This window comes from Vibrio tarriae (genome assembly GCF_002216685.1).
GTDB classification, from domain to species: domain Bacteria; phylum Pseudomonadota; class Gammaproteobacteria; order Enterobacterales; family Vibrionaceae; genus Vibrio; species Vibrio tarriae.
On the sequence record NZ_CP022353.1, the window covers coordinates 1,861,112 to 1,874,301 of the forward strand.

General features: G+C 43.1%; 8 protein-coding genes and 1 pseudogene. 3 read left to right on the forward strand and 6 right to left on the reverse strand.

Going from position 1 to position 13,190, the window contains the following annotated elements; genetic code table 11:
* Window positions 1–32: 32 nt before the first annotated feature.
* The 4 genes and pseudogenes from vpsO to vpsL all read right to left on the reverse strand — a co-directional run bounded on the left by vpsO (window position 33) and on the right by vpsL (window position 5,467).
* Window positions 33–2,246 carry an exopolysaccharide regulatory tyrosine autokinase VpsO gene (gene vpsO / locus CEQ48_RS14205; RefSeq protein ID WP_071178559.1) on the reverse strand — a complete coding sequence of 738 codons (2,214 nt, stop codon included), beginning with the start codon at window positions 2,244–2,246 and terminating at the stop codon, window positions 33–35.
* A gap of 24 nt (window positions 2,247–2,270) precedes the next feature.
* Window positions 2,271–2,798, reverse strand: coding sequence for an exopolysaccharide export protein VpsN (gene vpsN, locus CEQ48_RS14210; protein WP_089071686.1), 528 nt, complete (start codon window positions 2,796–2,798; stop codon window positions 2,271–2,273).
* A gap of 3 nt (window positions 2,799–2,801) precedes the next feature.
* Window positions 2,802–3,998, reverse strand: a complete 1,197-nt coding sequence (gene vpsM, locus CEQ48_RS14215; RefSeq protein WP_089071687.1) for an exopolysaccharide biosynthesis beta-barrel protein VpsM — start codon at window positions 3,996–3,998, stop codon at window positions 2,802–2,804.
* A 70-nt stretch (window positions 3,999–4,068) separates the two neighbouring features.
* Window positions 4,069–5,467: pseudogene (vpsL, locus tag CEQ48_RS14220) on the reverse strand (exopolysaccharide biosynthesis glycosyltransferase VpsL).
* A gap of 492 nt (window positions 5,468–5,959) precedes the next feature.
* On the opposite strand from vpsL, the gene CEQ48_RS14225 reads away from it, so the two are divergent.
* Window positions 5,960–6,565, forward strand: a complete 606-nt coding sequence (locus tag CEQ48_RS14225) for a hypothetical protein (RefSeq protein ID WP_089071688.1) — start codon at window positions 5,960–5,962, stop codon at window positions 6,563–6,565.
* 218 nt (window positions 6,566–6,783) lie between these two features.
* On the forward strand, window positions 6,784–8,100 hold the full coding sequence (locus CEQ48_RS14230; protein WP_089071689.1) for an O-antigen ligase family protein: 1,317 nt from the start codon (window positions 6,784–6,786) through the stop codon (window positions 8,098–8,100).
* A 152-nt stretch (window positions 8,101–8,252) separates the two neighbouring features.
* Here CEQ48_RS14230 and CEQ48_RS14235 read toward each other — a convergent pair whose 3' ends face one another.
* Window positions 8,253–10,547 carry a beta-prism lectin domain-containing protein gene (locus CEQ48_RS14235; protein ID WP_089071690.1) on the reverse strand — a complete coding sequence of 765 codons (2,295 nt, stop codon included), beginning with the start codon at window positions 10,545–10,547 and terminating at the stop codon, window positions 8,253–8,255.
* A gap of 305 nt (window positions 10,548–10,852) precedes the next feature.
* Here CEQ48_RS14235 and CEQ48_RS14240 point away from each other — a divergent pair, with 305 nt between their 5' ends.
* Window positions 10,853–12,037, forward strand: coding sequence for a hypothetical protein (locus tag CEQ48_RS14240; RefSeq protein WP_373419682.1), 1,185 nt, complete (start codon window positions 10,853–10,855; stop codon window positions 12,035–12,037).
* Between the two features lie 195 nt (window positions 12,038–12,232).
* On the opposite strand, the gene CEQ48_RS14245 is transcribed toward CEQ48_RS14240, so the two are convergent.
* Window positions 12,233–13,024 (reverse strand): RbmA family biofilm matrix protein, encoded by a 792-nt coding sequence (locus CEQ48_RS14245; protein WP_181713349.1) that lies wholly within the window; start codon window positions 13,022–13,024, stop codon window positions 12,233–12,235.
* Between the last annotated feature and the right edge of the window lie 166 nt (window positions 13,025–13,190).

Here is a 13,190-nt window from a genome sequence, read left to right on the forward strand (position 1 = left end):
CCGACACGCCATCCAAACTGAAAAAAAAGCGTTCACTTTGCCGCGCCCGATTTCGTCTCTTCGCCATAGTAAGCTTGGTAGTGATAATAGCCGCTGTAGCGTGAAGCCTTTTTCGCATTAAGACGATTGAGTATCACACCATCAATACGACTGCCCTGCTGAGTCAATTTACCCACCACTTCCCGCACGACTGGCGTTCGAGTATGGTTGGCATCAATCACCAAAATCACAGAGTCCACGTATTGCGCCAGCATAAAGCTATCGCTCACCGCGAGACAGGGTGGCGTATCAATCACAATGCGTTGATAGCGAGTACGTAAATCGGCCAACAGTTCACTAAATTTGCTCGAAGAGAGCAGCTCTAACGGGTTGGAGGCATAAACACCCGCAGTGAGAATATCGAGCCCGGATTGCTCATCATGGTAGACGCAATCTTCTAAGCTCTGCGTGCCATTGAGTAAATTGGTGACGCCCGGTTGTGAGCCAGAAATGCCAAAACGGTGCGCAATCGCCGGTTTGCGTAAATCACAGTCAATCAACAAGGTTTTTTCCATTTGTGCCAACGACAAGGCCAAGTTCAGGCTAGATGTCGTTTTCCCCTCCCCGGGCAGACAAGATGTGAGCATCACGACATGCTGATCTTGATTGACATGCGCAAGCAAATAGCTGGTCCGTATCGTGCGCACCGCTTCGGTTAGCTCACGCAGTTTCTCATCAAAATAGGCTTTCGCATCCAGTTTGCCACGCTGTTTACGCACCACAGGAACAACACCCAATAAACTCAGTGCCAGCTGTTTCTCGACCTGTTTGATGTCGGCAAAGGTATCAGTCATCGCATCAGCGATAAACGCCACTACACAAGCAAAACCAAACGACACCACAAAGGCGAGCAATACAATCAACTTTTTGTTGGGTTTACTCGGCGCTAACGGTGCACTGGCTTGATCAGTAAAGCGAGCGATCGTGGTATTAAAATCCCCCGAAGCACTGGTCTCTTTTTGACGCGCTAAAAACAGGTCAAACAGTTCACGGTTGGTTTGCACTTCGCGCTTAAGCTCAGAATACTTGGCATTTTTTACAGTCAGCGTCTGAAACTCAGATTTACGCTGATTAAATTCCGTTTGTAATGATCGCTCGGATTGCTTGGCCGCTTGCACCTCGTTGTTGATCCCATTGAGTAACTGCCTTAGCTCTGCACGCAGATTTTTACGCACCGCTTCTAACTGCGCTGATGCCGATTTCAATTTCGGGTGTTTAGGGCCATAACGCTTAGAAAACTCCGAGACTTTCCGCTCGGCATCCACTTCTGCGACTTTCAAATCACGAATGGTTGGGTGATTGGAAATTTCAGGAATCGACGACAAAGCCGTCAAGTCACTGTCATTTTTACTGTAACTGTTCGCCACTTGATACAACGTTTCTGCCGCCACACGGCGATCGCGTGCTTTGTTCATCTGCGAGGTCAGATCTTCCAACTCTTGCGTTGCGAGCCCTTCGACACCTTGCACATCAACCAAGCCTTCCGCTTGCAAAAATGCTTGTAACTTAGCTTCTGATTCTCGTAATTGAGTACGCAGCTCTTCCATACGGGTGTTTAGCCAAGTATTTGCCTTTAGCTCCACCTCTAACTTAGCTTCCAAATGGCTGTCCATGTATACCCGTGCAATCTCATTAGCGATTTTCGCCGCCAACTTAGGATCACCTGCAGTGTAGTAGATATTCACCAACTGGGTTTTGCGGATCGGGCTAATCTCCATCCCGCGTTTGAACTTATACAAGATCAGTCGATTTTGGCGATACGCTTCCAAATCAGGATCGGCGACGGTCTCTTCCTGCTTAAATCCCTGTAGGAATGGCATCCACTCTACCAAGCGTTCTTTTAAGCTTGGAGAAGCGTCGCTCTCTGGGCTTAAGTCGAATTCTGGATCGGAGGCTAAATCAAGTCGTTCAATGACTTCTTGAGCGATCGTGTCGGATTTGAGGATCTCAATTTGGGTCAGGTAATACTCCTGACTTTTGGTATCGAGTCCATACACTTCTTCAATAGATACCGCTTTCGCTTGCGTCGATTCAATCAAAATAGTCGCACGCGCTGTGTATTCTGAGCGCATTGAGAGCACGAACAGTAAGGTGATCGCCGTCACCATCACGGAGAAAAGTAAGATGCGCCACTTATAGTTAAGTAGCACATTAAAATACTGACGAATATCGATCACTTCTTCTTGAGTGAATTGTTTACCTGTCATCTTGTGTACCGTTACACCCTAAAATTAAAAGAAGCTTTCGGCGACTGTCAGTATGTCACCGGGTTGAAGTTTACTCAGTAGTGTGGCTTTGGTCGGTTTGGCTTCCGGATCGTCGCTACTGGAGATAAACAGATTGGTTTTTGAGGCACGCTCAGTAAACCCACCTGCGATGGTGATGGCTTTATTCACCGTTAAACCGGGATGATAAGGATAACTTCCGGGCTTCATCACCTGACCATTCACAAAGAATGGACGGTATTCAAGGATCGAAACAGAGACATTGGGGTTAAGCAGATAACCATCCAGCAAACCATCATGGATGGCGACTTTCACCTCTTCTAAGGTTTTACCCTTTAAGCGAATTTTGCCAAGGAATGGATAATCAATCGTACCGTTATCGCTGACGCGGGTCTCCACTGAAAGCTCGGGCTCATCATAGACTTGAATACGAATCTGATCGCCAACACCGAGACGATAAAAATCATCATTGGCTACAGCCAATGATGGCCACACCACTAGGCATAGCAAAAAAGAGAGTAGGTACTTCATCATGGGTTACATCACGCCCTGTACAGACAGGTAATACACATTTTGACTATAGCTTAGCGAGTCGATATTGGAATCTTTCCGCTCGCGTCCTACACCCAACTCAAAGGTGAGCCAACGGCGAAAATCATAGCTGGCACGTAAACTCGCATTGGTAGTTTCATCATCACGATTCGATGCCGTGTAGTCTTCTTCTAAACGCGTTAATGTCGCTTCGGTAGTCCATTGGGTATTCCAATTGTGTGACCAGTTGACTTGATAGGTCGCTGCGTCAATCGCATCACCATCGCCATCAGAGTCGGTCGAACGTCGATTGGTCACCAATTGGAGCGCTGAGTAAGTACGGATCAGATAAGTGACATCGACATCCCATGAGAAAGAGTCAAAGTCTTTACGATTGGCTGCATCGAAATCTTTTTGCTGGTAGCCGATCTTAGCATTGCCTCGCAACTTACCTGTGGCATCCCAAGAAGCACCTAAATAGCCAAAGTAGTGGATATTATCTTTGCTTCTGGCTCCCGGTGCGATCACGTCATATTGACGAGAGTTAGCAATCACTTGCGCGATAAATGAGGTACGCGGTAGTGCCTGATAATAAAAAGTGGAGTTAAAGCGCAGCTCATCCCAATCCTGATATTGAGTAATGGTGCGGTTATTTTGATAAGTAAAATCTTGCCAACCGATATTGGTTTCAATCCGGCCAATCGCTTCTGTTGAACCAAAACCATACCCAAGATTGGCACTGTGGCTCTCATATTGGTTGTAATCAAGCCCGAGTGTCGTATCGTTCTCGCCACGGCCTTCATGAGCTAAGGCTAAGTTATACTCAAACCCGATGCGGTGGCGGGAGTTCAATTCCCAATCACTAGTCAGATCAAGATAATGATCGGTAAAATTATCTTGTTGAGAACTAAAATAGGTTCCGTTACGAAAGCGGTAACCCAACTGGGTTTTGCTGCCTTGCGGTTCGACCATAAAACCGACACCCGATTCAATAACCGAGAAGGCCGAACTATCTTGCTGTTGGTTTGATTTGGCCAAGTTATCGTTGTAGCCCGTCGAAAGGTTAAGAAACGGCACGATCGCCATCCCAGATTCTGTCACGATAGGATTCGGCGTTGGCTTCGCAGCCCCCAATGGCGCATAAATCGCAACCAGCGTGACCAAGCTGGCTGAAAAAAGAGAAGTCAGTTTAATCGGTTCCATTTGTCTGCACTTATTTAAATCGATATTCATTCAAGAGTAGCACTAGCACTCGCTGCGCAAGTGCTCTGCCTTAATACGCATTCTTTCCAACAAATCCTTTAAAAATGGTCAGAAAGACGATTTTCAGGTCAAACCACAACGACCAACGATGGATGTAGTCCAGATCAAACTGTACTCGCTTCTCCATCTTGTCGAGCGTATCAGTTTCACCACGCCAACCATTGATCTGTGCCCATCCAGTAATACCGGGCTTCACTTTGTGGCGTAGCATGTAACGGTTCACTATGGTGCGATATTGCTCATTGTGTGCAACAGCATGAGGCCTTGGCCCAACAATCGACATGGTTCCTTGCAACACGTTGAAAAATTGCGGTAATTCATCCAGCGATGTACGACGAATGAACGCACCAAACCGCGTAACTCGTGGATCTCCTTTGGTGGCTTGCTGCACATGACTGCCATTATCCATCACTCGCATGCTGCGGAATTTCCAAACTTGGATCGGTTTGCCATCTAAACCATAGCGGTTTTGTTTAAAAATGATGGGTCCAGGCGAGCTCAGCTTAACGCCAATAGCGATGGCTAATAATACGGGGCTGATCAGAAGCAAAATCAAACTGCTCAGCACCAGATCTTCAAAGCGTTTAACCCAGTTAAGTAGGCCATTAAATGGCGTATCAAAAATGCTAAACGCGTTGACATCACCAATCGTGTACCAGCGTGAGTGCAGTAAATTAAAAGTAAAAAAGTCAGGCACTATGTAGGTATTGACCGTACTGTCCGAAAACGCATCCAAAAATTTGGTTGATACGGCGCTGTGCTTGCATGGGCAAGGCAATGTAAACATTTTGCACCTGCCCAGTTTTCGCAAGACTTAATGCATCATTGACATTCCCCAACACAGGCACACCATCTTTAAGGCGTTCAGGCGCACGATCATCATAAAAACCTTGCATCACAATCCCTAACTCAGGGTTTTTAAGCAGATTGGCAGATAACTCTTGCCCTTGGGTGGTCATGCCAATAATGACCGCTTTCTTGGTGTGCAGCCCCTTTTGGTGCATGTAGTGAATGGTTGCAAACGCTAAGACACGCCAGCCAATCAAACCCAAAAAGACACCAACAAACCAAGCCCCCATTACCATGCGAGAAAACTCAATCCCTGTTTTGGAGAAGTAACCCAATAGGGTCAAGCTAGCGATGGTCGCCGTCCAACAGAATGCCGTATGCAAAGAAAGTGAACGCAGCTTTGCTGTCCGCCAGCCACTGTAAATATCTAAACTTTCAGCAATGTAGGAGTAAAAAAGCACTCCGAGCAGCGCAACCGAAATATAAGACATGGTGACAACATGCTGATTAAACTTAATCGATACATACATAATTACTAATATAAAAATGCTATCAATTAATCGGTAGAAGAATTTACCGTGATAGTTAGTAATGCGTATTCTACTTTTTTCCTTCATCACTAGACGCTCCTAACCGATGTGAGATTTCCCAAAGAATAATTGGAATGTATTAATTATTTTTTAAAGACTACATCTTTATCAATAGAAAAATCTGCGTCAATTCTAAGACTAGCAATAAATAAAAAATTCAAATAAAACTTATTAAAAAGAGCTTTAATGCATATAAGATTACATTGAAAAATTCATTAAAACAAAATAAAAACAACAACTTAAACAAATAAGGTTTTTGATTGGCACATTTAATAAAATCAATACATAAACTTAAGTTTATGTATAAAATAAACTATAAACCTACTAATTCGTGCAATTAAAAAACAAAAGATTGAATTACAAAAACAACATGAGCAGTATTATGCTTGGGATTTGGTTTGATTTAATTTTGAGAAAAAACCAAAAACAAATTATTAAACAAACAACTTTGGTCAGTCGTGTTTTAAAATGTCGTAAAGAAAGAGTATGAATCATTGGTTCTTAAAGGAAAAATAAAACAATATGAAATCTATCCCATTATCGTTGGTGCTATTCATTGCATTTTTTCCGAGCATGAATGCATTCGCAGAATCTGAAATTAACACTATCACTTCATTTGACCCTGCTCTGTGTACACAGGATAACCAGTTGAACGATGCCTTAAATCAAACCACAGATCTACTGGTGACGGTGAAAGCACTCATGGCAGCATGTCCTGATAATGCCGTACAAATCGCCACCCTTGCGAGCAGCCTGAATCCATCACTGACACGTGAAATTTATCTCGTTCTCTTTACTGATGTTGCTGATGACCAGCGAGTGCAACTCGCCGTTGATGCGGTGCGAAGTGTCGAACAAGAACAGCGTGCCGATGTGGTACAAGCCGCGATTGAAAGTGCGCCACAAGAGCTTGCTCAAGCGATTGTTGATGCCGTTGCCGAAGCTGGGTTGATGGATCCAACCGAGATTATTATCGCCGCTATCGCAGGAGGTGCAGATCCAGGCTCGATCACTGAACCAACCGCGGCAGGTATTGCTACGCCGCCACCAATTGCATTGGCTCCGGGCGTAACCAATACCTTCGGCACAGGTAACGGTAATGGTGGCGGAACTGCATCACCGAATTAATCCAACATCATCAACTTGATATTGCAGCCATGCCGTCTAAAAACACTTCTCCATGCACATAGAAACTTGGGTTTGGTGAACGAACATAACCAAACCCAAGTTTCAAGTTGTGAACGGGTAACGTTGTGGCTGATACAAGTTGGAGAATGTTCCTCATTACCCACTTAAGCCGATCTAATCTTTAAGTGGGTAAACTGCTACTTTGAGCCGCCGATTTTATGCTTTCGTTTCACAAAACTCTGTTTTTCGCATTTTTACTGTTTGTCTTCTGGTTACCAATCCCTCTTGGCAGTAATCGACCTTGGGCATGGTCGCTGAATGAAATTTACGTAGCCTTATTATTGTTAGGCTGTTTATTTCTTATTCCCGCCTCACAATGGTGGTTAGCCATACAACGAGCTAAAGTCATTCTTATCCCTCTGGCACTTTTTACTCTATGGTCTTGGGTACAAAGTTGGCCAAGTTTGGGCCTTTCATCCGATCAAACCTTGGTGTCTATCTCTGCCGTAAAATCCTTACATTACTTGCAAATCTGCCTAGTTGCCGCGTTATTAGTTGATACGCCTCATAAACTCAAAGTACTGGCTACCACTATGATCGCAAGCGGTATCTGCCAAGCCTTCTATGCTGGTGTAATACTGCTTCTCGAATTGCAAACCTCACCGATCTTTTCCTTGCCTTTAAATCAGCGGGCCTCCGGAAGTTTTGTTTATCACAACCACTTAGCCAATTTCCTGATGCTGAATCTCTGCCTTGGTTTTGGATTGTTGATTGCTGAGCTTAACCATCAAACTGCGCAAGGTTGGAGAAACAGCCTAAAAAAATTATTGTCAATACTCCTCTCCGACAAAGCATTTATCCGTTTGGGCTTGGTGATTATGGTGATCGCACTGGTTCTCACCCGCTCAAGAATGGGTAATATTGCATTTTTTGTCGCACTCAGTATCGGAAGTTTACTGATCCTTCTCTTCTATAAGCATAAGCCGAAAGGCCTCTATCTGTTGATCGTCAGCCTATTTATTGTGGACGCTTTCGTTGTCAGCAACTGGTTTGGCTTAGATAAAGTTCGCCAGCGTTTGGCGGAAACCAGTTTGCAAAATGAATCACGGGATGATGTAGTACGTGACTCGTTGAGCGCTATTCAAGATCGACCATTCACTGGTTTTGGTAATGGTACTTTCTACTCAACGTACCCCTCCTACAATCAGAGTAAAGTGGCGCTTTTTTATGACCATGCACACAATGATTATGTGCAGTTCACCTTGGAGTCTGGGCTGATTGCCACAGGTCTCCTTGGCATCATGGTCTTGTTCTGTGGATGGCGGGCTTTGTCAGCCTTTCGCTATCGTACCAATAAGACAATGCGTGGTATTGGCCTTGGCAGTTTAATGGCCATCATCGGGATGCTGATGCACATGAGTGTGGATTTTCCACTACAAGCCCCAGCCACTGCACTCTACTTTCTAGTTTGTCTGTTAATCGCCAATTGGAGCATTACGCTTCCTACCCCCAAATATCGTTCCTCTAAAAACTGATTTCCTCTAATCACCTAATTCGCTACATTACCACTGCGAAAAGCGCTGACTTTTTGAGATGACAAGTAATAAAATACCCCGAAGCATCGGGGTATTTTATTAACTAATCAGTAAACCATTAGTAAGTAGTAAGTTACTAAGCAAACTCGAAGCTAGTAAACAAACTGGAAGCCTTCAACTAGCCAACCACCTGTCCATACATTAATCTGCTTGATGCGTTTCCCTTGTGGCACAGTGTATGTTTCTACTTTTTTATTGGTCGCGTAGTAGGTTGAACCCAGTAACACGCTAGAGCCATCCTTCATCGTGAATTTAATGGCCACTATGTGATAACCACCCCAGTTATAAAGCCCTGACGTGACTTCCACTGATTGCAATTGATCAAGAGCAATCGGCGCTCTAAAAGAACCACCATTGGTGCCTTGTACTGGGCCGCCAACCAAATTGCTGGCTGTGGTGCCGATCGCATCGATCGCAAAACCAGAACGCAGATACATCTGGTTGTCCAACGTCACGACACGTTGAAATTGCTGAGTATTTGAGTAACCGAAAATTGGAGACTCACCACCCACCGCTGCACGCAATGTGCTTGAGCGATACGTATTATGGCTCAACCAACTTGGCTCAACAAAAGTAGGTAAAGTACCATCCTGATTGATGTTGGTCAGGTGGAAAGCATGCTGGTTCCAAATTCGAGTTGCATTCTTCCAAGGTTTAGTACTGTCCGCAGATTTGTAGACATACACACCGTGATTAATCGAATATTGGCGATCGAAATCATTGGCTGCCACGATCAACTCTGCGTTGTTGTCACCTTCCAGATCGACTACTACTGGGTATTCCCAAAGCGTCGCTGTGGAATGCGCCAGCGACGCACGTTCTTTACCCGTTTTGCCATCTAACACACGCACACGAGCATGATCTTGCACGAGCACTTCATCGATGCCATCGTTATCAAAGTCATAGGCAGATACACCGATTTTGCCGCTGCCAGTATCGTCGTTCGCAACAGACCAAACACGCTCACCTTTGCTGTTATACATATCAACGGCGGCATAACCGGCGTAAACAATCCCTTTTACATCTAAATCATTGGTACCATTCTGCGCGGCTAACTCAAACTGAACACCGTCCAACAACCAACCCGCAGTCCAAGCTTTGATGCCTTTAATACGGCTACCTGCAGGGACAGTGAATCGTTCGGTATACTTGGAGTAGGCATAGTTTTTAGAGCCCATAGAAATCACGCTACCGTTATTCATTCTAAAATTGAGTGCCAATAAATGATAACCACCCCAATAGTATTTACCCCAAGTCAGGTCAATCGCTTTAATATCTTTCACATTGACTGGAGAATTCAGGTAACCGCCAGCACCACCAACCAAGTTCGAGGTTGAAGAGCCGATAGCATCGATCGCATAACCAGAACGCACATAGATTTTTCCATCTACGGCCAAATCAATTGAAGTCGGTTTGTTATTAGGTTGATAACCATAGACTTTTGAGAACTCACTCGTTTCAACTGCTTGAGCTTTGCCTAAAAAGTTAGATACCGCCTGCACGCCACCGCCTGGATTCGCAGTATTGTTGATTTCCCATTTAATGGTGCCATCGTGTTCTAGTACAGCAAAACGAGCGTTATCTCCTGTCGCAAAAGTCGCAGGAACAGAGGCCACAATCTCTGGCTCAGCATCATTATCTAGGTTGACTAACGAAGAGAACCAAACTGCATCGTTCGCTTGATACTGCCAATTGATCGCACCATTATTTTGAAAGAGAGTACCACCCGAAAACACTTCTTGTTGCTGATCGCCATCGACATCTACGTTGATGGATGAAGGTGCCCAAGCATGGTTAAAAACGAGTCCGGTGTGGTAGTTATACACACCATCAGCAGCCAGAATTTCTACGCTGCCATCATGGTCTAAATCAGCCAACGTGATGTCACCAACAATACGCCAACCACTTTCAGTTGTTGGGATCTGTTTTTTGATATTGCCTTGGTTATCCAAAATCGTGATAAATTGATCGCGATTGTTGGTTGTCACAATCTCAACAACTCCATCACCATCCAGATCGCCTACGGCTGGAGAATAACGCGCATCCGCAATCACACCACCATGCGCATAACTCCACAGCTCAGAACCCTCCACGCCACTTAAAGCACGCACTAAGCCGCCATTAGCGTATTTGTTTCCTTCAAATGTCACTACGATCAAGTCTGCGACATCTTTTTCATCAATCTTACCATCGCCATTGTCATCATTCAGTTGCGCGACAACAGGCGTCACCATCACTTGGTTAGAATTAGGTTGGAAAGCACTGCCTTGCCAAGACCACTTAAGCTCCATGTTGAGTGCCGAACTGTCACCTTGTGTTGTAGCTTGTACCACGGTGCTGCTTAACGACAAAAGACCGACAGCAAGTGCAATATATTGAGACGTCATCTGTAAGACTCCCTTTACTTTGTGTGTTAATTTTTAAAGCCAGAAGCAATATGCATCCGGTTGATTTGTTGTAATTATTATTTTAAAACCTAGGAACTGGTATTGCGGATTGCCAATAACAACCTGACGAAATTATCAATACCTGAAAGGGCTATTTCAACACAACGCACTTATTTTTACGCCTCAGTAATGAGACATCTCAATGTTGAGAAATAAACAGACTACAGTGAATATTTCTCTGTTTTTTACGAACCACTTTATGGGTGCTGTTATACTCAACAAAACACAATAGAGAGGGTGGCACCTTGCGTTACATATTTATTTCACTTGTTCTAATTAGCCCTGCCATTTTTGCTGAGAGCATTTCTCATAATGTAATAGAATATGGTGCCATCGTGAATGATGGACAGGATGATTCATTAGCATTTCAAAACGCGCTGAATCAAATAAATAATGGGGATGTTCTGATTGTTCCAACTGGGGAATATCATATTTGCAAGACACTTTATTTAAAAGAAAAAAATAACATTGAAATCATTGGCTCTATCAACAGCAAATTAAAGAAATGCAGTTCATTTAATGGTGAATATTTACTCCACATCACGTATACACAAAATCTCAAGCTGCAAGGTCTCCGTTTCGAGGGTCTTAATGATGGCGATCTAAAACCTATATGGGGAGAACAAGGTGTTTACCTTGGCAGCACTAAAGGTACCTTAGTAGTTCAAAATCAATTTACTCGCTTTGGTGACGCCGCATTGCGCATGACCACTGCAAGTCAGGACTACTCGATACCTCCAGGGTCTATGGCAATCAAAGTGAGTCATAATCGCTTCGAGCAGTGCGCTCAAGTCACCACAACGCAAGCAACAGCAGGAACAGAAATGCCAGGCACACAAGATATTATTATTGATAACAATCAATTTAATGCTTGTAAATTAAAATTATCTGCACGAGCAGATACTAGAGGTGCAAAAGTCATTAATAACCATTTTGAAAACATTAATGGCACGTCAAATGAAGTTAGTTATTATTCTGACGTTTATTACTCAGGAAACACTTTTTCAAATATAAATGGATTCGCTATCAATATTTACCCGAATTCAAGAACGGAACAAAATGTTCAGTGGGGAAACATTTCTATAATTGGGAATATTTTTAACCTCACTAAGCAAGGCATACGTTTACAAAGCTTCAATGAAAACAACTCAATCAATCAACCCATTAAAAACATTCAAATCAGTGACAACAATTTTAAAAATGTTTACTTTGGACCTGACATAGAAAATCAGTATCAAGCTATTATTAGAACCAATAGTCAAGATAATTTCGTTTCCTTTGAATATATTAATATAACAGGAAATACGTATCAATTAACACCATATAGTAAATTTATCTCAATCGACAATAAAAGCAAACTTATTAACATAGAAAATAATGTAAATCTTTATGATGAAAATTATCACATACAGCACTTTATTAAAGATTAACATGTACAATCCAGGTAAATCCCTATCAGTATCAATACACTATGTGATAGGAACGAATATAGCGATAACGCTGCATGATGTAGGTAGGATATTACTCAGCACTAATAACCCATGAGTAACATTAGTTACTAAGTCTAAAGATAAAATAAAAACCGCCATAGGCGGTTTTTATGCATAAGGTTAGAGTCAGTAAAACTAATTTTTTACCACAGTCATTAACTGCTCAACTCGTTCGCCGGAAGCAATATCTACAACCTGTGCATTAATTGTATATTCACCCGCTGGATAGCTTTTATCTATCGCAATCCCACGCACTTTTGAATAAGTATTACCTGAGGCAATAGTCCATTTTTCTCTCGCGTTGACTGGAATAATCAGCCCATTTGGACCTACTGCCGTTATCCAAAACTCTACGCTGGCATCAGAATCACGGCCATTATTTAGATCAACTGTAAATGGGACAAAGCCCCCCGTGCTTTCAACACTATTGATGCCAAATTGGTTTTGGATATCAATAGTCAAACCATTGAGCTCAGGTAGGCTATTTAAATCTACACCTTTCACAAATTCTTGATTAGCTTTAAAAACTTCACCATTTTCTGCGACGACTTGGAGAGAAACTGTATATTTGCCATCTGCCATATACTCAGGAACCCAGAAGCCACGTGTAATATTCAACATACGACCATCAGTAAGCGCATCAGACTCTTGCTGCGCTGTATCAACCCCAACTACCGCTTTAGCTGGGAAGTAGATACCTTCTGGACCTTTAATCGATAGCCAGTATTTGAACTTCACTGTTTCACAGCTTTCATTACGGATCCCTAGCTGACTAGAAATGTATCCACCGTTACTTGCCAACTGGTTTTGATTTAATGAAAGATCTGCTTCAATCACTGGCTGTGATTCACAATCTACTTCAGCAAAAGAAGCAGTTGAAAATAGCAATGCCAAGCATGGAGCCAAATAAAATTGACGTTTGTTCATGATAGATCCTTTAAAGTTAGACAACCATTATTTATACGCGTTGCTATACAACACGACTACAAAACAAGGCTAATTGATAAATGTAAAAAACACATCCAATTTTTATTAAAGGATCAGCCTTTATCAAATCTAAGACAATCACATTGGCTAAGCATTAATAATAGGT

Excerpts from the sequence above, each read along its gene's own strand:
- vpsO (WP_071178559.1), bottom strand. The coding sequence starts at position 2,246 with ATGACAGGTAAACAATTCACTCAAGAAGAAGTGATCGATATTCGTCAG.
- CEQ48_RS14245 (WP_181713349.1), bottom strand. The coding sequence starts at position 13,024 with ATGAACAAACGTCAATTTTATTTGGCTCCATGCTTGGCATTGCTATTT.
- vpsM (WP_089071687.1), bottom strand. The coding sequence starts at position 3,998 with ATGGAACCGATTAAACTGACTTCTCTTTTTTCAGCCAGCTTGGTCACG.
- vpsN (WP_089071686.1), bottom strand. The coding sequence starts at position 2,798 with ATGATGAAGTACCTACTCTCTTTTTTGCTATGCCTAGTGGTGTGGCCA.
- CEQ48_RS14235 (WP_089071690.1), bottom strand. The coding sequence starts at position 10,547 with ATGACGTCTCAATATATTGCACTTGCTGTCGGTCTTTTGTCGTTAAGC.
- CEQ48_RS14230 (WP_089071689.1), top strand. The coding sequence starts at position 6,784 with ATGCTTTCGTTTCACAAAACTCTGTTTTTCGCATTTTTACTGTTTGTC.
- CEQ48_RS14225 (WP_089071688.1), top strand. The coding sequence starts at position 5,960 with ATGAAATCTATCCCATTATCGTTGGTGCTATTCATTGCATTTTTTCCG.